Source organism: Methanobrevibacter filiformis (assembly GCF_001639265.1).
GTDB lineage: Archaea > Methanobacteriota > Methanobacteria > Methanobacteriales > Methanobacteriaceae > Methanacia > Methanacia filiformis.
In genome coordinates this window covers 1-19,610 of record NZ_LWMT01000230.1, presented here as the reverse complement: position 1 = coordinate 19,610, position 19,610 = coordinate 1, and the positions used below count along the sequence as shown (strand labels likewise).

General features: G+C 27.3%; 15 protein-coding genes. 6 read left to right on the top strand and 9 right to left on the bottom strand.

Annotated elements, in window-relative coordinates:
* The 4 genes from MBFIL_RS10860 to rhuM form a co-directional block, all read left to right on the top strand.
* Positions 1–420, top strand: a 420-nt coding sequence (locus MBFIL_RS10860; RefSeq protein WP_211261731.1) for a hypothetical protein, incomplete at its 5' end; no start/stop codon positions are given.
* Between the two features lie 282 nt (positions 421–702).
* Complete coding sequence (locus MBFIL_RS06055) at positions 703–984, top strand: hypothetical protein (RefSeq protein ID WP_157078703.1); 282 nt, start codon at positions 703–705, stop codon at positions 982–984.
* Positions 985–994: 10 nt separating this feature from the next.
* Complete coding sequence (locus MBFIL_RS06050) at positions 995–1,408, top strand: HVO_A0114 family putative DNA-binding protein (RefSeq protein WP_211261730.1); 414 nt, start codon at positions 995–997, stop codon at positions 1,406–1,408.
* Between the two features lie 330 nt (positions 1,409–1,738).
* Positions 1,739–2,734: a RhuM family protein gene (rhuM, locus tag MBFIL_RS06045; protein WP_245637464.1), complete on the top strand. Its 996-nt coding sequence runs from the start codon at positions 1,739–1,741 to the stop codon at positions 2,732–2,734.
* A gap of 869 nt (positions 2,735–3,603) precedes the next feature.
* Here rhuM and MBFIL_RS06040 read toward each other — a convergent pair.
* Together MBFIL_RS06040 and MBFIL_RS06035 are read right to left on the bottom strand one after the other, a co-directional pair.
* Complete coding sequence (locus tag MBFIL_RS06040; protein WP_066972504.1) at positions 3,604–5,193, bottom strand: ATP-binding protein; 1,590 nt, start codon at positions 5,191–5,193, stop codon at positions 3,604–3,606.
* Between the two features lie 119 nt (positions 5,194–5,312).
* The gene (locus MBFIL_RS06035; RefSeq protein ID WP_066972502.1) at positions 5,313–6,134 is read right to left on the bottom strand and encodes a BRO-N domain-containing protein; all 822 of its coding nucleotides are present in this window, start codon (positions 6,132–6,134) and stop codon (positions 5,313–5,315) included.
* Positions 6,135–7,500: 1,366 nt separating this feature from the next.
* On the opposite strand from MBFIL_RS06035, the gene MBFIL_RS10595 reads away from it, so the two are divergent.
* On the top strand, positions 7,501–14,274 hold the full coding sequence (locus tag MBFIL_RS10595) for a DUF11 domain-containing protein (RefSeq protein WP_066972500.1): 6,774 nt from the start codon (positions 7,501–7,503) through the stop codon (positions 14,272–14,274).
* Between the two features lie 38 nt (positions 14,275–14,312).
* Here the strand turns inward: MBFIL_RS10595 and MBFIL_RS06025 are convergent, their stop codons facing one another.
* Positions 14,313–15,149, bottom strand: coding sequence for an NAD+ synthase (locus MBFIL_RS06025; protein WP_066972499.1), 837 nt, complete (start codon positions 15,147–15,149; stop codon positions 14,313–14,315).
* 254 nt (positions 15,150–15,403) lie between these two features.
* On the opposite strand from MBFIL_RS06025, the gene MBFIL_RS06020 reads away from it, so the two are divergent.
* On the top strand, positions 15,404–16,411 hold the full coding sequence (locus tag MBFIL_RS06020; RefSeq protein WP_066972498.1) for an ArsA family ATPase: 1,008 nt from the start codon (positions 15,404–15,406) through the stop codon (positions 16,409–16,411).
* Positions 16,412–16,563: 152 nt separating this feature from the next.
* On the opposite strand, the gene MBFIL_RS06015 is transcribed toward MBFIL_RS06020, so the two are convergent.
* From MBFIL_RS06015 to MBFIL_RS05990, 6 genes are all read right to left on the bottom strand, one after another.
* Entirely contained in the window at positions 16,564–17,199 is a 636-nt protein-coding gene (locus MBFIL_RS06015) for a cobalt-precorrin-7 (C(5))-methyltransferase (RefSeq protein WP_066972496.1), read from the bottom strand.
* 127 nt (positions 17,200–17,326) lie between these two features.
* Positions 17,327–17,767: a hypothetical protein gene (locus MBFIL_RS06010; RefSeq protein WP_066972493.1), complete on the bottom strand. Its 441-nt coding sequence runs from the start codon at positions 17,765–17,767 to the stop codon at positions 17,327–17,329.
* Between the two features lie 9 nt (positions 17,768–17,776).
* Entirely contained in the window at positions 17,777–18,175 is a 399-nt protein-coding gene (locus tag MBFIL_RS06005; protein WP_066972490.1) for a hypothetical protein, read from the bottom strand.
* Positions 18,176–18,190: 15 nt separating this feature from the next.
* Entirely contained in the window at positions 18,191–18,487 is a 297-nt protein-coding gene (locus MBFIL_RS06000; protein ID WP_066972487.1) for a hypothetical protein, read from the bottom strand.
* 336 nt (positions 18,488–18,823) lie between these two features.
* On the bottom strand, positions 18,824–19,090 hold the full coding sequence (locus MBFIL_RS05995) for a HEPN domain-containing protein (RefSeq protein ID WP_066972484.1): 267 nt from the start codon (positions 19,088–19,090) through the stop codon (positions 18,824–18,826).
* Positions 19,083–19,394: a nucleotidyltransferase family protein gene (locus tag MBFIL_RS05990; RefSeq protein ID WP_066972481.1), complete on the bottom strand. Its 312-nt coding sequence runs from the start codon at positions 19,392–19,394 to the stop codon at positions 19,083–19,085. The genes MBFIL_RS05995 and MBFIL_RS05990 overlap by 8 nt, the downstream gene beginning before the upstream one ends.
* Between the last annotated feature and the right edge of the window lie 216 nt (positions 19,395–19,610).

Sequence of the window (19,610 nt, the reverse complement as noted above, 5' to 3'; positions counted from 1 at the left end):
CGACTAAGATGGGAAATAGAAATCTCAATCAAAACCCTAAAAAGTTTACTAAAAGTTGAAAACATAACAGGATACTCAAAAATAGCAGTACAACAAGACTACCTATCAAAAATACTATCATATAACCTAATAAATGATATAAAAATCACATCACAAAAAATAAAAGACCATAACGATCAAAATAGCAGATACAGAAAGAAGAAAAAAGGAAAAATCAACACCAACTTAGCAATAGGCTTTTTCAAATTGGAAATAATAGACATATTCATAGAAAATAATCAAGAAAAACAAACAAAAATGTTAACATTATTATCTGTTAAAATATCGAAGTACTACACAAATACCAGTACTAAGCAATATGAAAGACCAGATAAAACCCCACCAAGAAAAAATAGAACCAATTGTAGAAGAAGTTTCTGAAATAAGAAAAAAATAAAGAAGCAATGTTTAATTTAAGGCAATTCTATAGAATCGATTAAATCCTTAACTTAACAGCTGTGGGTTAAAAATACTTTAAATTGAATAAAGGTTTTTCAGATAATATTTCTGAACATTTTAAATTTACTACATATGTTACAAAGCTTTTGGAATATACTATAAATATTTATTAAATATTTTTTAAAAATTAATGTTCGAAAATAACCTTTGGTTAAAAAATACCAAAGTTTTATATAATTCAAAAAACAATATTACAATAATTACATGAAGAAAATAGACACTAGTCACTATACAAAATATGGTAAAGACATCTACATTAACAAATCCGAAAGAGGATGGGTAATATTAATAATGCCAGAGAACATAAGAGTAGATAATTACCGTATTGGAGCACATTTACATTTTCAATCACAAAAATCACACTTACCTATTAAATATAATAAAATAGGAGAAGTAGGATTAATAATAGAAATTGACATTGAAAAATACCAAGGCATAGAACCTAAAATATTAAAAAAAGAACTAATGGGCGATATAAATGATTAAAATAAAATTAATGAGAAAAATAAAAGGGAAAGAATTGATAGAAGAATTTGAAACCATTTATGGTTCTATTAATCATCTTAAAGAAATTATCGAAAAAGAAGAAAAAAACATGAAATTAGAGATGGATTTTGAAGACTGGGAATATTTCCTAGAAAATCCAGAAGAAGAAATGGAGCAAGAAAGAATTCTCTACGACAATCCAACATTCACTATGATTGATTTAAAAATATTAGACACTATAAAAAACAAAAACCCAGAATCACTAACACAACTAGCTACTTTAATGAATAAGGACATAAGTAATATAACTAAAAAAGTTAACAGATTAAAAGAACAAGGTTTTGTTGAGTTAAAAGAAAATAAGGCACAAAACAATATTAAGATACCTAAATTCAGTTATGATACTATACAAATAGCTATATGAATAAAATAAAATATTTTTTAAATATTAATATTAATCATTGAGAAACTAATTTCTAAACTTAAGATTTTTGTAGTAATAATCAACTGACTTTGAAAATGAAATATTAAACATGAAACGGTTAATTTAAAGTAATTTACATTACTTAATTTGTTTGAAGTGTTTATTTTTGAAGATGTTTCTGATGAGGCAGGTTTTTCAATCTGACTTCTTCAAATGAAGTTTTAATTTATTGATATTTTTTGTTGGAGGATAAAAATGGGAAAAAAATATGAAATTATTGAATCATTATTTTATAAAGGAGGTGAAGGGGCAGTAACTGCCGAATTCTTGGTGGATAAAAATAATCAAACATTCTGGGCAAGTCAAAAAACAGTTGCAGAAATTTTTGGAACTAGTGGACAAAATATTTCTCTCCATTTTATAAATATATTTGATGATGGGGAGTTAAATGAAGATGAAGTAAGTATAACTTCTAAAGAGCTGTTTAAAGACCAATCTGAGTTTATCAAGTATTCCTTGATAAACCCTAAAAAGGGTGGAAGACCTACGAAATGGTATAATTTAGATGGAGTCATAGCAGTAGGGTATAGAGTAAACTCTAAAAAAGCAACACAGTTTAGAATATGGGCTACATCTATTTTAAGAGAATATATTGTAAAAGGTTTTGTACTAGATAAAGAGTTGCTTGAAAATGGAACTCGATTTGGCAAAGATTATTTTGATGAATTACTAGAGCAAATAAAAGAAATAAGGACATCAGAAAGAAGATCCTACCAAAAAATCACAGATCTTTATGCAACAAGTTGGGATTACAATTCTCAAGCAGAACTATCAAAAGAATTCTTCGCTATGGTACAAAACAAACTTCATTATGCAGTAACAGAACATACTGCACCAGAATTAATAGCAGAAAGAGTTAATATTAATAAACCATACATTGGTTTACAAACATGGAAAAATGCCCCTAATGGTAAAATAACAAAAAAAGATGTTACTACTGCTAAAAATGTTTTAACAAAAGAAGAAATTTCTGAATTACAAAATATTACTAATATGTTATTAGATTATGCTGAAAATCAAGCCCGACGACATAATCCTATGAATATGCAAAATTGGGTCAAGAAAGTAGATAATTTTCTAGAATTTAATGAATATCCTCTATTAAAAGATAAAGGAGAAATTAAAAAAGAAGATGCCGATAAAAAAGCTATTGCTGTTTATGAGAAATATAAACCTCTGCAAGATAAGATGTATAAATCAGATTATGACATGTTTGTTGAAGAATCTAAAAGAATTGAAAAATCTGTTAAAAAAAATGATAAATAATTTTTTTATAAAAGTGGAGATTATTAAATTTTTAGCTCATGCATCTTTTATCTTTCATTCATTAAGATAGTTTCTAAAATTCTATCAGGCGCATCATCCTTGAAATTAATTATAAACTGAGCAATCATAAGATAACCTGCCAAATACTTTTTAAAAACTCATCGAAGCATTCTTAAGAAAGGTCTAAGCATGAGAATGTCTGTTCTCACAATTATTGACATGATTTTTACCAACAGCATACTGTTTCTGTGAATGATTAGCAGTACTAATGCTTTGATATTTTTTCATGCTGAATTTATATCATCGTAAATTTATATACTCATCAGTGAAAAGTTCTGCTTTCTCATCTACAAACTCTGTGACTAAAGATCCTGATTAAATTTTTAGATAAGTTCTTTGCCATTCTAAATACTGTATATTTACTTTCTCTATTGACGATAGTCACGACTGGTGAATTATCACCATCATAAGTTCCTCGTCCAGGTCTTTTTAATGGTCTTTTTCTGGGAAATCTTTCGGTAATTGGGTTTTTTTATTCCTTTCTCACCAGCTATGATATAGATTTCATCCATTTCCATTATGCCATTAAATGTTGGATTAGTGTTGTTTTCATAATTTCCACGATTGTAAATATTAAATGATTTACAATTTGGACAATAAACACCATTAGCCCATCATATTGCTCGAAATATCTTCATTGCATATTCTTCTTCAATAATAAATTTATCCATATTATTAATTAATACTCAGCATAAACAATAAACATTTATTAAAGAAATATATAAAGGTTTGCAATACAGAAAGTGCATGAGCCAAAAAAGATTATTAAGATAATCAATTATTCTTTATCTATTTAAACAGTGGGAAATTTAATCTTTAAATTCCTCAATTCTACATTTAATATCTTTTTCTTTAAAAGCAATTCCAACTAGAATAATTGTTTTATCTTGATAAGGTTTATAATATTCTTTTTCCAATATTTGAGTGATAGCTTCATCTAACATACTATCCATAGATTTTGTCGTGCTAAACTTAAGTTCTAAAATAACAGCAATATTTTCCTTTAATAATACTGCATCAACCCTACCTTTTAATTGAATAACTTCCCCTTGGATTTCAAATCCTATCATCTTCATCCAAGATAAAAATAGTATATGGTAAAAAGCTTCCATATCACTAAGTTCACTGTGGGAGTAAGGAATATTACTAAATAATGTTTCTAAAGATCTTCTAAAACCATCTTCATCTATTGCAATTAGTTGCCTAAATAGATCTTGGGCAATAGGATAAACTGTTTCACTTGTTTTATTAATATAAGAACCTAAAATATAACTAAATAAAGATTCTCTAACCTCTTTATTTGGAATATCTAAAGAATAAGACGGTAATTCTCCAGGAATAATTTTTGATTTTTTGATTGTAAGATAACCTGTTTGTAGCAGAACAGTTTTCAAATCAAGATTTTTAATATCAAAATTCGGAAAAGTTCCATATAGCTTTAAGTTTTTATCAAACAAAACATCAATATTAATATCTTTTTTAATTAAATCCATGAGAAAGCTTGGTGTTCCAGTTTCAAACCAATAATTATTAAATGTTCCATCATTATCAAAAAATGATAAAATTGAGTATGGTGTGTATAAGAAATTTTTTCCATCCCATGAATAACCATTGTACCACTGCTTAATTAATTCAAGTAGCTGGTTAGTAGAAATCTCATTAGTCTTACTAATTTCAGTAATATAATCTTTAAAGTAAGTTTCTAGCTCCTCTTGGCTATAGCCACAACCAGTTGAAAAATCTGAATCCATAGTTAAATCAGTTAAATTATTCAAATCAGAGAAAAGTGATACTTTAGAAAATTTACTTACACCAGTTATAAAAACAAATTCAAGTTTATCATCAGCACTTTTTAAAACACCATAAAAATCTTTCAAGGAATCACGAATATCAATAGCTAAATCTTCATCACTTATATTGCTAAGAATCGGCTTATCATATTCATCAACGAGAACAACGATATCTTTACCTGTGTTTGCATGAATATTATTTATTAATTCAGTTAATTTATCATTAGAAAGTTCTGCTTTAAGTTTAATAGAAAAATCATTCTCTGCAATAGAGTCTATGAGAAAATTTAAAGATTTCTCAAATTTTTCAGCTGTGTTTGATTTTATTTTATTTAAATCAATGTGTATTACAGGATATGTTTTATTCCAATCCCATTTATCATAAATATACAAACCTTTGAATAGTTCTTTATTTCCTTCAAAAAGTTCTTTAAATGTACTTACAAGTAGTGACTTCCCAAATCTTCTTGGGCGAGAAAGGAAATAATATGTTCCTCTAAGAGATATAATGTTTTTTATTACTTTTGTCTTATCTACATATATCTTGTTTCTGTTTATTAATTTTTTAAAATCCGATATATTAACAGGTAAAGCACTTTTTGTGTTCATATCATACACCCCTAGTTATAAATATTATTTATAATCCTAATTTAATTAGATATATAATAATTTGTTTAGCAAAATATATAAAAATATTCATTGTTATAACAATATATCTTAAATTTTCTTTATTTTTCATCTAATAATTCAGGGTTTTTAGCATTCTTTTTACTTAAAACACTTTTACCTAATCTTCTCTCAATGTCTTCACGAGTATTGCCTGCAACACTGCCTCCTTCATGAGCTATTTTTTTACTTTCTTCAAAGCCATCAGGATTAGTGTTTTTAGAAAGTTCAGTTGTTGTTGCCTCAGCTAACATGTTTAACACTAATTCCATATTAGTCATGTTGTCTCTAAGATTTTCTTTTTTGATGTTTTTAAATTTTCTATATTCTTTTGAGGTCATTCCACTCCAGGCATTGTATAATTCGTCTGTAAGTATAGCATATTCTACTCCTTCTTTTACTCCTGCTCTATCCCATTCACCTGTTAGTTCTTTTCTGTATTCTATTGTTTTTAGTCTTTGAGTTATCCATTCTTCACTGTATCCTTTTTTTCTATAGTTACTTATTGCTCTTTCTATTGCTAGTTGTGGGTCTGCTATTTCGTCTAGTCTTTCTTGCCCTACTTTTGCTAGCCATAGTTTAAATGGTTCTGCTTTTGGCGATGGTATGGTTTGTATTAATCGGAATAGTTGTTCAGTATTTGCAACATCTGTTAATCTCATTTTACCATCTTTAGAAGGTAATTTCAACTGTCCGATTTTTTCGGACACTTCACTTCCTTCTTTCTTAAGTTTATTTTTTAAATCACTCCAATATTTTCTAGGGGTTTTACTTTCACTAAGTACTCCTACAACATCTATAATTGAAAAATACCAGTCTTCATCTTTCCAAATACTTCTTATTTTATAGTTTTGAAATAGTTTTATTTGGTTTTTGTTAGTCATTTTAAAGTTTCCTTGTTTTTATTTACAAAGTTTAATATTATTATACTTTTTTTAGTTTTTCATTTATTAATTTTTAACATAAAATCCATTTCTATAAATATATTTGATAATGGGGAGTTAAATGTAGATGAAGTAAGTACAACTTCTAAAGAGCTGTTTGAAGACCAATCTAAGTTTATCAAGGATTCCTTGATAAACCCTAAAAAGTGGAAGACATACAAAATGGTATAATTTAGATGGAGTCATATCAGTAGGTATAGATTAAACTCTAAAAAAGCAACACACTTCAGAATATGGGCTACATTGATTTACAAACTACTATACAAATAGCTATATGAGTAAAATAAAATATTACATGTTGTATCGGAAGTTTACAGCCAATGAAAAATTCAAATAACAATTTAAAAAAGAGTTATTGGATTCGTTTTGGGCGATCAGAAAGATAAAAACTTATTAATCTGAAAGTATGATTATTAAATTTATATTCCAGCTATTTTATTTATATACAACTATTCAAATATATATTTCAGATACTACAAGATTTTAAATATAAAAAATTTTAGTATACAATAGAAAAAAGTATATTGTATATATACATATAGGATTAAAAACTTTATTTTAATATTATAATGCTTCCTAACATTTATATTCTGGTTTAATTTGTTTTTATTAGAGTTTTTTTATACAATAGAAAAAATATTCATTTATTCACTTTATATATCATTATTTAATGTTTAATTAGTAAATAGAATGTATTACTATTTATCATGTTTTATAAATAGCTATTTTTTATCTTATCTTTCTAAAGTCATTAATTAATAAATTTAACATATTTATTAATTTCTAAGACTGTTTTATAAAATATTTAAGTATTTTCAGACCTATTTAATGATTTTATCATTTTCACTGAAATAAGAATAGTTTGATATACCTAGAACTATCACTTTACATGGGTTTGTTAGTACTTTTACTAAATGTGTTTCTTACAATTAAATGATTAACATATTATAGAAACTATATTAATTCCAATTTTCATTGTTATATTATATGTTCGTTATGACAGTAATATTTATATATTAGTAAAACTAATATATAGTTAATACACACAAACATAATATTTAATTTATATAATCAATATTTACTCATAGGAATAAATTCTATTTTGTATCCAATATTTTCATATAATATGAGTATACTTTAATCATTCTTCTTAGATTAACAGGATTTTATAAATTAAATTGATAATTCAGTTACACTCTACATATATGGGGAGAATTAGTATGAAATTAGAAAATAAGGAAAATAATATTATAAAAGGAGATAATCGTTCTATAAAAAAACGCATTAATATATATATATATATATATTGTCAATAATAGCTATTTTATTTGTCACCATTTCATCTGTTAGTGCTGCGGATGTTACCATTGATACTACAAATGCTACGGGTATTAATGGGGCTGTAGCTCTAACTAATGCTACTGGTACTAATCATACAATAACACTTAATCCTGGAACATATAATAAAACAACTGATATTAAAAATAACATTACAACAAGTAGAAGTCTCACAATACAGGGTAATGGGACAAGAAACTTAATAATAATAGATGCGAGAAAACTTGGCAACATCTTTAATATCACAGCCTCAAGGAGTAATATAACATTTAAAAACTTAACATTTATAAATAGTAATAATAATGCTATCTACAGTTCTAGCTCTATAATAACAATAATTAATTGTAATTTTACAAATAATAATGCTAGTTATCTTGGTGGTGCTATTTATAGTCTGTATAATGGTAATTTTAGTGTGAGTAATTCTAGTTTTAGTGGTAATAATGCTAGTAATGGTGGTGCTATTTATAATGGTGAGGGTAATTTTAGTGTGAGTAATTCTAGTTTTAGTGATGGTAATGCTAATTATGGTGGTGCTATTTATAATAGGTATGGTAATTTTAGTGTGAGTAATTCTAGTTTTAGTGGTAATAATGCTAGTAATGGTGGTGCTATTAATAATGATATTGGTAATTTTAGTGTGAGTAATTCTAGTTTTAGTGGTAATAATGCTAGTAATGGTGGTGCTATTAATAATGATATTGGTAATTTTAGTGTGAGTAATTCTAGTTTTAGTGGTAATAATGCTAGTTATGGTGGTGGTGCTATTTATAGTCGGTATGGTGGTAATTTTAGTGTGAGTAATTCTAGTTTTAGTGGTAATAATGCTAGTTATGGTGGTGGTGCTATTTATAGGCAGTATGGTGGTAATTTTAGTGTGAGTAATTCTAGTTTCATTGGTAATAATGGTGGTATTTCTAGTTATTATGGTGGTAAGTTTAGTGTGAGTAATTCTAGTTTTAGTGGTAATAATGGTAGTATTTCTAGTCAGGGTGAGGGTAATTTTAGTGTGAGTAATTCTAGTTTCATTGGTAATAATGGTAGTATTTCTAGTTATTATGGTGGTAATTTTAGTGTGAGTAATTCTAGTTTTAGTGGTAATAATGCTCGTTATGGTGGTGCTATTTATAATAAGAATGGTACTAATTTTAGTGTGAGTAATTCTAGTTTTAGTGGTAATAATGCTAGTGAGGGTGGTGCTATTTATAATACTGGTGCTAATTTTAGTGTGAGTAATTCTAGTTTCATTGGTAATAATACTAATATTGCTATTTATACATTAAATAATCAGACTTTTATTAATAATAATTCATTTGATGGTAATGGTGGTGTTTTAGGAATTGGTTTTAGTGATTCAACTATTAATTTAAATAGCTATCTATTAAGTAATAATATTATAATTAATAATGATATTGTTTTACTTGTTGATGGTTCTGGAAATAATATTTCTAATGGTTCTATTATTGGAAATAATAACTCAAGAGGAATTTTTGTAAATGGTCATGAAAACGCTTTCTTTAACATTACAATGACTAATTTAAAAGTTGGTTTCACTTTTAATACAACTAACAGTGGTAATATATTAACTAATGCTACAATTAGTGGTAATGAAATTGGTATATCTATGTTAGGTTCTAATGATACTGTTATGAGTTCAACTATAATTAATAATACTATTATTGGTATTAATATCACAGGAGATAATAATATTGTTCAGTATAATCGTATTTATAATAATACTTTGGGACTTAATAATTCTGGTAATAATACCAATGTTAACTTTAATTGGTGGGGATTAAACAATATTACTACTCAGTATACAAATAGTGGTGCTAATTTCAACTTGACATACTGGTATGTCCTTGAACTATCATTAAATAATACATTTTACACAACTACAAATGATACAAGAAATTACACTAAAAACCAAAGTGCTAACCTAAGCTACAATTTATCACTTAATATTCCAATAACCAACACTCCAAATTTACTTCCATACTTCGAAGTAAGCATATTAATTAAAAACAGTACAAGTATTGTTAACAATTTAACTGGAGATATTAGATATACTAGTCAAAGCCAATCTGTAGTAATAAATGATCCTAATACCGAGTATTCAATTAATGCATTATCTGATAATGAAAACCTTATTTTAACCATTGTTGCTGAAACTATTAATTATACGGTTAATGTAAGTGTTTTAAAAGTTGCAAATGTAAGTGGAGACGTTCACGTTGGAGACAATATAACCTACACCATAACTGTAACTAATCATGGAACATTAAATAATGCAACAGAGGTCTTTGTAGAAGATACAATTGATTACAATAAAGTACAATATCTTAACTCAACTGCAAATAAAGGAACATATAACTATGGCACTGGAATATGGGAGATTGGAACACTAGAAACTGGAGAAACAGTAACATTAACTGTAAATGTAACCATAACTGGAACAGGAATTTTAAACAACACAGCAATAGTCGCAACAGATGAAAATAACACCAATAACAACACCACAAGCACAGTAATACTAAACATAACTGACGTAGACATATCAATAGTTAAAATAACCAATACAACAGGAACCATGAACATTGGAGACAATATAACTTACATAATTAATGTAACAAACAATGGAGAAAGCACTGGAACAGGAATTTATGTAGCTGATATCTTAGATAGTAATAAAGTAAAATTTATAAATGCAATTGCATCTATTGGAACATACAGCAACACAACAGGAAATTGGACAATCGGCAACCTACTTCCAGGACAATCAGCAATACTAACAATCAACGTGACAATAATAGGAAACAACTCAGTAACCAACACCGCAAACATAACTGCCGACCAAAAAAATATCAACAACCAAAATGAAAGCACAATAACAACCAACATATCTGATAATGTAAATATAACTGTTATTAAAATATCTAACACCACAGGAACAGTAAACATCGGCGACACAATAAAATACACAATCACAATCACAAACAAAGGACTAACTAACGCAACAGGCGTCTTCGTAACTGATAAATTGAATAATTCAATGTTGAATTTTGTAAGTAGCAATGGATCTTACAATAATAACACAGGAATATGGACCATTGGTAATTTAAATACTGGTGAAACTGCTACACTTAGTATAATTGCTACTATTATTGGCAATGGAACACTTATTAATATTGCAAATGTAACTATAGATCAGAATAACACTGACGCTAGTAATGGAACAGACAATAGTACTGTCAATGTAACTAATTACGTTAATATAAGTGTTATTAAAGTATCTAACACTACTGGCACTGTGAACATTGGAGATAATATTACTTACACTATTACTGTCACTAATCATGGTACAGCTAATGCTACAGGCATATTTGTAACTGACAAATTGAATAGCACTATGTTAAGCTTTGTAAACAGTAGTACTAATCACGGAAATTATAATACTAATACTGGCATATGGACCATTGGAAATTTAAATACAGGTGAAACCGCTACACTTAACATAACTGCCACTATTATTAGCAATGGAACACTTGTCAATATTGCAAATGTGAGTGTGGATCAGAATAATACTGATGTTAACAATAGTACAGGTAATAGTACTATTAATGTAACTAATTATGTTAATATAAGTGTTGTTAAAGTATCTAACACTACTGGTACTGTGAACATTGGAGATAATATTACTTACACTATTACTGTAACTAATCATGGCACAGGTAATGCTACAGGTGTATTCGTCACTGATAAATTGAATAGCACTATGTTAAGCTTTGTAAACAGTAGTACTAACCATGGAAATTATAATACTAATACTAGTATATGGACCATTGGAAATTTAAATACAGGTGAAACTGCCGTACTTAGCATAATTGCTACTATTATTAGCAATGGAACACTTATTAACATTGCAAACGTAACTGTAGATCAGAATAATACTGACACTGGAAATGGAACAGACAATACTACTATTAATGCAATTAATTATGTTAATGTCAGTGTTGTTAAAGTATCTAACACTACTGGTACTGCGAATATTGGAGATAATATTACTTACACTATTACTGTAACTAACTACGGTTCTACTAATGCTACAGGCGTATTTGTAACTGACAAATTGAATAACACTATGTTAAGCTTTGTAAAAAGTAGTACTAATCAAGGAAATTATAATAGTAATACTGGCATATGGACCATCGGAAATTTAAATACAGGCGAAACTGCCGTACTTAGCATAATTGCTACTATTATTAGCAATGGAACACTCATCAATATTGCAAATGTAACTGTAGATCAGAATAATACTGACACTGGAAATGGAACAGACAATACTACTATTAATGCAATTAATTATGTTAATGTCAGTGTTATTAAAGTATCTAACACTACTGGTACTGCGAATATTGGAGATAATATTACTTACACTATTACTGTAACTAACTACGGTTCTACTAATGCTACAGGCGTATTTGTAACTGACAAATTGAATAGCACTATGTTAAGCTTTGTAAATAGTAGTACTAATCATGGAAATTATAATAGTAATACTGGCATATGGACCATCGGAAATTTAAATACAGGTGAAATTGCTGTGCTTAGTATAGTTGCTACTATTATTAGCAATGGAACACTCATCAATATTGCAAATGTAACTGTAGATCAGAATAATACTGATGTTAATAATAGCACAGGCAATACTACTGTTAATGTAACTAATTACGTTAATGTGAGTGTTGTTAAAGTATCTAACACTACTGGTACTGTGAACATTGGAGATAATATTACCTACACTATTACTGTCACTAATCATGGCACAGGTAATGCTACAGGAGTATTCGTAACTGATAAATTGAATAATACTATGTTAAGTTTTGTAAACAGTAGTACTAATCAAGGAAATTATAATAGTAATACTGGCATATGGACCATCGGAAATTTAAATACAGGTGAAACCGCTACACTTAATATAACTGCCACTATTATTAGCAATGGAACACTTATCAACATTGCAAATGTAACTGTAGATCAGAATAATACTGACACTGGAAATGGAACAGACAATACCACTATTAATGTAACTAACTACGTTAACGTGAGTGTTGTTAAGGTTTCTAACACTACTGGTGTGGTGAACATTGGAGATAATATTACCTACACTATTACTGTCACTAATCATGGCACAGGTAATGCTACAGGAGTATTCGTAACTGATAAGTTGAATAATACTATGTTAAGCTTTGTAAATAGTAGTACTAATCATGGAAGTTATAATAGTAATACTGGCATTTGGACTATTGATGGCCTTAGTGCTGGTGAAACTGCTACACTTAATATAACTGCCACTATTATTAGCAATGGAACACTCGTCAATATTGTAAACGTAACTGTAGATCAGAATAATACTGACACTGGAAATGGAACAGACAATACTACTATTAATATAACTAACTACGTTAACGTGAGTGTTATTAAAGTATCTAACACTACTGGTACTGTGAACATTGGAGATAATATTACTTACACTATTACTGTAACTAATCATGGCACAGGTAATGCTACTGGTGTATTGGTGACTGATAAGTTGAATAGTGCTATGTTGAGTTTTGTAAGTAGTAGTGCTGATCGTGGAAGTTATAATAGTAATACTGGTATATGGACTATTGGTGGTCTTGGTGCTGGTGAAACGGTTGTATTGAATATAACTACCACTATTATTGGTAGAGGAACATTAACTAATACCGCAAATCTTATTGTTGATCAGAATAATACAGATATTGGTAATGGTACTGCTAATTCAACAATTAATGTTAAATATGACACTAATCTTAACGTTTCAATACCTGATGCTAAGGTAGGAGATACTGTTAATATTACTTTGAATTTAACTGATTCTGATGGTAATCCTGTAAATACTGTTGCTAATGTCACTGTTGATGGTGTACTTTATCCAAATGTTGAATTTATTGATGGAATAGCTAAGATTCCTTACAATATTACTGAAATTAAAAATAATATTACTATTAAGTTTGAGGGCAATGATAAGTATAATCCTTCTAATTGTACTGTTGGTGTTAATTTCACTAAAAAAGATGTTAATATTAATATTCATGTTCCTGATACTAAAATAGGACATAATACTACAGCAACCATCACTCTTACAGATGTCAATGGCAAAACAATTCCTAATGCTTCAATTAAAGTAATATTAAATGATAAAGTTATCGGAATATTCATCACCGATAAAAATGGTCAAATCCATCCAAAAATATCTGTTAGTCAAGATAACATTCTTAAAGCTGAATTTAATGGAAATAATGAATATAATTTTGCTGAAAAAATAATTAACTTTAAAGGTAATTCTTCTACTAATAATACTAATAATACTAATAATAACACTAATAATACTAATAATAACACTAATAATAACACTAATAATACTAATAATAACACTAATAATACTAATAATAACAATAACAACAATAATACTAATAATAACAATAACAACAATAATACTAATAATACTAATAATACTAATAATACTAATAATACTAATAATAACACTAACAATAATACATCTAATAATAATTCTCATAAATTTACAGGTTCTAATGTAAGTATAAAGAAAACAGGCGTTTCTTTAATGGTTATTACAGTATTAATGTTAGTATTAAGTCTATTTGGATTAATTTCACTTAAAAAATTAAGAAATAAGAATAATTCCAAATTTTAGGTGAAATTTGATGTATTAATTTACATAATTCTATATACTTAAAGTAGTTTTTTACTCATGAATGGAGTTAAAGGAATCTGAGTTTTGTGTTGATTAATAGCTATTTTTGATCTTACATTATTAATTTCTGATGAGCTTACATTGATTTCCTTTAAGATACTATCATCATCTAATTTTTTATCTTCAATGAGGTGTAGTATGTTGTCTAAAAGTTCATAAGTCATTCCAATTTCATCTTCATCACTTTGATCAATCCATAGCCCTGCTCTTGGAGGCTTTGTAATAATCTCATTAGGGATATTCCAGTTAGTAGCTAATTGTTTAAGCTGTGTTTTATAAATATCTCCTATTAATTCAAAGTCACAAGCTCCATCTCCATGTTTTGTAAAATACCCAATTAACAATTCACTTTTATTACCAGTTCCAGCAACAAGACCGTTATTTAAGTTTGCAAAATAGTATAATATTGACATTCTGATTCTAGCTTTAAGATTACCAATAGCTAACTTGTTATCTAACTTGTTATCTAACTTATTATTTTTACTGTTTTCACTTTGAGATTGATTTATTGTATCTATAAATTCATTAGATATATTATCAATAGCTATTTCTGTGTAAGATATATTCAATTGATTAGCTATTAATCTAGCATGGTCTGTATCTTCTTTAGGAGTAGTTTCACTGTATAAATGATATCCTAAAACATTTTTTTCACCTAATGCTTCTTTTAAAAGATATGCGACTACAGTAGAGTCTATACCTCCACTAATGCCAATAATAGCTTTTTCACTTTTAGATTTTTCTATTATTTCTTTAATAAATTTGATAGATTCTTCTTTAACATATTTTGAATCTAATTTAGGTAATTTTAACATAAAAATCACAAAATCCTCCTTTAAATCTGAGTTAAAAACTTTTAAGTCTTGCTTATCTTTTATGAATTAACTTTATATTGCTTTATATTAATATTTGTTTTAACTTATATTATGATAAATCATGAAATTAAATAGCTATAGAAACATATATTAATAACAAGAAGTTACTTAAATATGATTACTTGAATAATAAAAAATACAATTAAAAATTAAAAATATACTAGATAATATGTAAATCATGTATAGGAGATAATATGGAATTAAAAGACCTTTTTAAATTTAATAACGGAAAAACAAGCTTTATATTTGTAGGAGGTAAAGGAGGAGTTGGTAAAACTTCAGTTTCTGCGGCTACAGCTATTTGGCTAGCTAATCAAGGAAAAAAGACTTTGATTGTTTCAACTGACCCTGCACATTCACTTTCAGATTCACTTGAAACTTATATTGGACCAAATCCTAAGCTTATTAGTGAAAATTTATATGGTGTTGAAATAGACCCTGAAATGGCAGTGGAAAGACAGCAAGCTGAACTCAATAGTAAAAAATCAATAGCTAATCCTGAACAAATGATGGGGCTTGATTTACTTGGAGAACAGATGGATTTAGCATCATCATCCCCTGGTGCAGATGAAGCAGCAGCCTTTGAAATATTCCTGCAAGTTATGACAACAAATGAGTATGATGTTGTTGTTTTTGACACTGCACCAACAGGGCACACCTTAAGACTATTATCATTCCCAGATTTAATGGATTCATGGGTTGGAAAGATGATTAAAGTCAAAACAAAGCTTGGATCAGTAACAAGTGCATTTAAGAATATGATTCCATTTTTAGGTGATGAAAATGATCCACAATCAACAGCAGAATTAGAAGAAACAAAAAGAAAAGTGGATGAAGCTAAAAAAGTCCTTTCAGACCCAGAACGGACCTCTTTTAAAATGATAGTTATTCCAGAAGAAATGTCAATCTACGAATCTGAAAGAGCAATAGAATCACTTAATAAGTTTGATATGAATGTAGACAGTGTCATAGTAAACCAAGTAATGCCAGACATCGATGACTGTGAATTCTGCAGATCACGACACCAAATACAACAAAAAAGATTATCTTTGATTAAACAAAAGTTCCAAGATCAACTTGTTGCTGAAATCCCACTATTTAAAGAAGAAGTAAAAGGAACTAAAAAACTTGAAGAACTAGGTGAAGTGTTATACGAAGGAAAACAAGTAGATTCAGTAGATAAAGATGCTATTTTACTTTAATCTACTTTAACACTTAATTTAAATAAGTTAATCTATTTAAAAATAATTTAAATTAAACAATCTAAAACAATTTAATTTTAAATATTTTATTTATTAATCCCATTAAAAATGAATATAAATATTAATAAATATTAATATTAATGAATATAATATTAAAAAATGACCATAATGCACATATATGTAAAATCACTATCTAAAACATTGTTTAAAGTTGATTCAAGAATTCTTTCATTTTCATAGCTAAGTCTTTCACAAATAATTACTTTCCTTTCGGGATTAACTCCAGATTTGATTAAAAATTCTGCCATATCCTTTACACTTTTTGAAGGTAAGGTTATGGTTACTTTTCCATTATCTATTGTTTCTAAGATTTCTCCTTTGTTTTCTCTTCCATGAAAAGTCATTATATTTGCATCATCCCATGGAATCTTGACTTTTGCAGAGGCTAATTGAAGTGAACTTACTGCTGGAATGACTTCTATATTATTCACACTAAAGTTTTTCTCTTTAGCTATTTTTAAAATAGGTTTTAAAAGTCCTGAAAATCCTGGATCTCCTGTGGAAAGTAAACTTACAGTTTTTCCATTAACAGCTAAGTTTACTGATTCTTCAAGATTTTCATGAAGATTTTTAACATTGAATTCTATTTTGTCATGTAAGTTATCAAATAAATCCAAAGCTCTTTTACTTCCAATTACAACATCTGACTTTTCTGTTGTTTTAATAGCTATTTGAGTTAGATAATCCTTTGAACCAGGTCCTATCCCAATAATATAAATTTTTGACATGAAATTCCTCATTAAATATGAAATATTTAAATCATGCAAACTGTTTTAATAGCAAATATATCTATAAAATTATTGCAAATTATCAAAATTTGCTTAACTTTGTGAAAAATAAGTCAATTATAGTCAATTATAAATTTTTGATTATTTTTTGAGAAATTGTAGAAACAAATTCTGCATTCTCTTTAGATATATTTTTATCAAATTTATAATCTGCATCATTTCTAATTTCTCTTAATGTGTTCAGGTCATTTGCTAGGATTCTTATATAAGCTTCATCACGTTTGTGAGTATTGTGTATTATAAACAGTGTTAAAACCTTGTGACGACCTATTCTAGAATTCTTACTTTTTGATTTATAGTGTGCCAATTCATTATTTTCCGCATATTTCTTTTTATCTATAGCCCACAATTTAAAATGGGAAAAAGCTGCATAATAGGACCTATTTATAATAGTCCTATAAATACATTCTTTAGAGAATGAACAAGAATTTTCGCATGAAAAAATGTCTTCATTTTCTAATATTTTCTCAGAAATCATTTGAAGGTGAGAAGGATCAAAATTCACCATATTATTCCTCTAAAAATCCAATACAATGAAAAAATCAACTAAAGTATCTAAATTGTTCTGTTTTTCATAATAGGAATATAATTGGTTCACCACACAATTATATAGTTCAACTCGTTTTTCAGCACTATAATAAGAATCTGCACTTATATGAAATGTTGGAGGATATAGCTCATCTTCATCCTCAACTAGAGTAACTTCTCCTAAGTCTAATTTATTCGAAATAAGTGATAATCTTTCACTAATTTCATCAAATTGACTTTTAAAAGGATTAATCCATTCTGATTCAACTTTAAATGTATGAGAATGTGTAACATACAATTCTTCTTCTTTTTGAAGAAATGTGATATCATAAACATCAGAATTCTCCTCATTAATCAGGTGATAACTAGTAATAGTTTGATTTTCCATCTAATCTACCCCTAATTATTTTTTCAAAGAATCAATAACTTTTTTGATTTTATTCATGAAAAAAGGTTTCATATTAGAATCAATAACAACTTCATTATCTTTTTCATAACGTGGGTTTTTATGAAATAAAGAAACAATATCAATCATCTTATCATCTTTAGTTATTGCAATATCTATTTTGAAAACTTTCACATCATCAGCTTCAAAATGTTCTTTGAAAGAATCTAAAAAGTCATTATTAACAAAATCTTTTAAATTAAGTTCTTTCCTAATCATTTGAGTAGAAATCCAAGTATCGTCCTCTTTCCCCATTATATATCCTCCAAAATAAGAAATTCTAATTTAAAAAAAGTATTTATGTTAATTAGAAATTTGCAATATAACAAAGTTTCCTTTAAAATATATTATATGTATAAATATTTTTAATTAGATAATACTATGTTAATTTATTATATTTAAATATGTAGCATTTAATACAAACAAACTTTAAAAAAGTTAAGATATGTTTCTAAAGTCGTTCAGACTTTAAAAAAATTATTCCTTTGTAAAACAAAATAATAAAACAATACGGAATAAACCAAAACCACTTACACATTATATTTATACCAATACACCTATAGATTTTTTGCTGTTACATTAAATGAGTGATCATGACCAGCATTTCTTTATCATTTTCAAAATTAGAAGGAATGTCATTTTCTTTATCAAAGCTTCCTTTTTAATATATTCTAAGCCAAATGCACTAATAGTTCCACTATGTGTTTTAGTAATTATTCCTTTTTTAATTAATAATGCTTTGGCTGCATGAAAAACAGCATAATACGAACGATTTATAGAATCTGGATAATATCTATTATTTAAATTTGATTCAGCTACTTCTAAAGATATTAATGCTTTTTCAATTATATCATCCAATTACAACACCTTCTTTTTCAATATTCATATAAAAAGGAAAATGCAAATGTTTATAATAATGCTCATTAGGTCTCATTTTTATGGAAAGGTATTCTCCAGTTTCAAGGAGAATATCAAAACTTTTACTGTAAATATCATCTTCAATTTTTAAATCAACAACAACATTAGAAGTTATTATGAGAATATCTATATCTGAATCTTCAGTGTCATCCCCACGAGCTACTGATCCAAATAAAATGATTTTTTCAATTTCAGGATGGTTTAATGATTTTGCAAATTCAATAGCTAATTGTTTTCTATCCATTTTAAGCCCCAATGGTTTTTAAATTGATTTGTTTAGCAAGAATTATTTTTAAAACTATTTATTATTTATGTGATTAATTATTTATATATTTATAGGGGATGTTCCATAATTCAATAGATAATTAGTTAAGACTTATTTTCTTAAATAAGTATTTTGAGAGCCTTATATTGCTGATAAATTAATTATATGGATATTTAATTAGTTATATAAATTGAA

Bases quoted from the DNA above. Each gene is read 5' to 3' on its own strand.
- MBFIL_RS06050 (WP_211261730.1), top strand. From the start codon at position 995: ATGAGAAAAATAAAAGGGAAAGAATTGATAGAAGAATTTGAAACCATT.
- MBFIL_RS06000 (WP_066972487.1), bottom strand. From the start codon at position 18,487: ATGGGGAAAGAGGACGATACTTGGATTTCTACTCAAATGATTAGGAAA.
- MBFIL_RS06005 (WP_066972490.1), bottom strand. From the start codon at position 18,175: ATGGAAAATCAAACTATTACTAGTTATCACCTGATTAATGAGGAGAAT.
- MBFIL_RS06025 (WP_066972499.1), bottom strand. From the start codon at position 15,149: ATGTTAAAATTACCTAAATTAGATTCAAAATATGTTAAAGAAGAATCT.
- MBFIL_RS06055 (WP_157078703.1), top strand. From the start codon at position 703: ATGAAGAAAATAGACACTAGTCACTATACAAAATATGGTAAAGACATC.
- MBFIL_RS06015 (WP_066972496.1), bottom strand. From the start codon at position 17,199: ATGTCAAAAATTTATATTATTGGGATAGGACCTGGTTCAAAGGATTAT.
- MBFIL_RS06020 (WP_066972498.1), top strand. From the start codon at position 15,404: ATGGAATTAAAAGACCTTTTTAAATTTAATAACGGAAAAACAAGCTTT.
- MBFIL_RS06040 (WP_066972504.1), bottom strand. From the start codon at position 5,193: ATGAACACAAAAAGTGCTTTACCTGTTAATATATCGGATTTTAAAAAA.
- MBFIL_RS06010 (WP_066972493.1), bottom strand. From the start codon at position 17,767: ATGGTGAATTTTGATCCTTCTCACCTTCAAATGATTTCTGAGAAAATA.
- MBFIL_RS06035 (WP_066972502.1), bottom strand. From the start codon at position 6,134: ATGACTAACAAAAACCAAATAAAACTATTTCAAAACTATAAAATAAGA.
- MBFIL_RS05990 (WP_066972481.1), bottom strand. From the start codon at position 19,394: ATGGATAGAAAACAATTAGCTATTGAATTTGCAAAATCATTAAACCAT.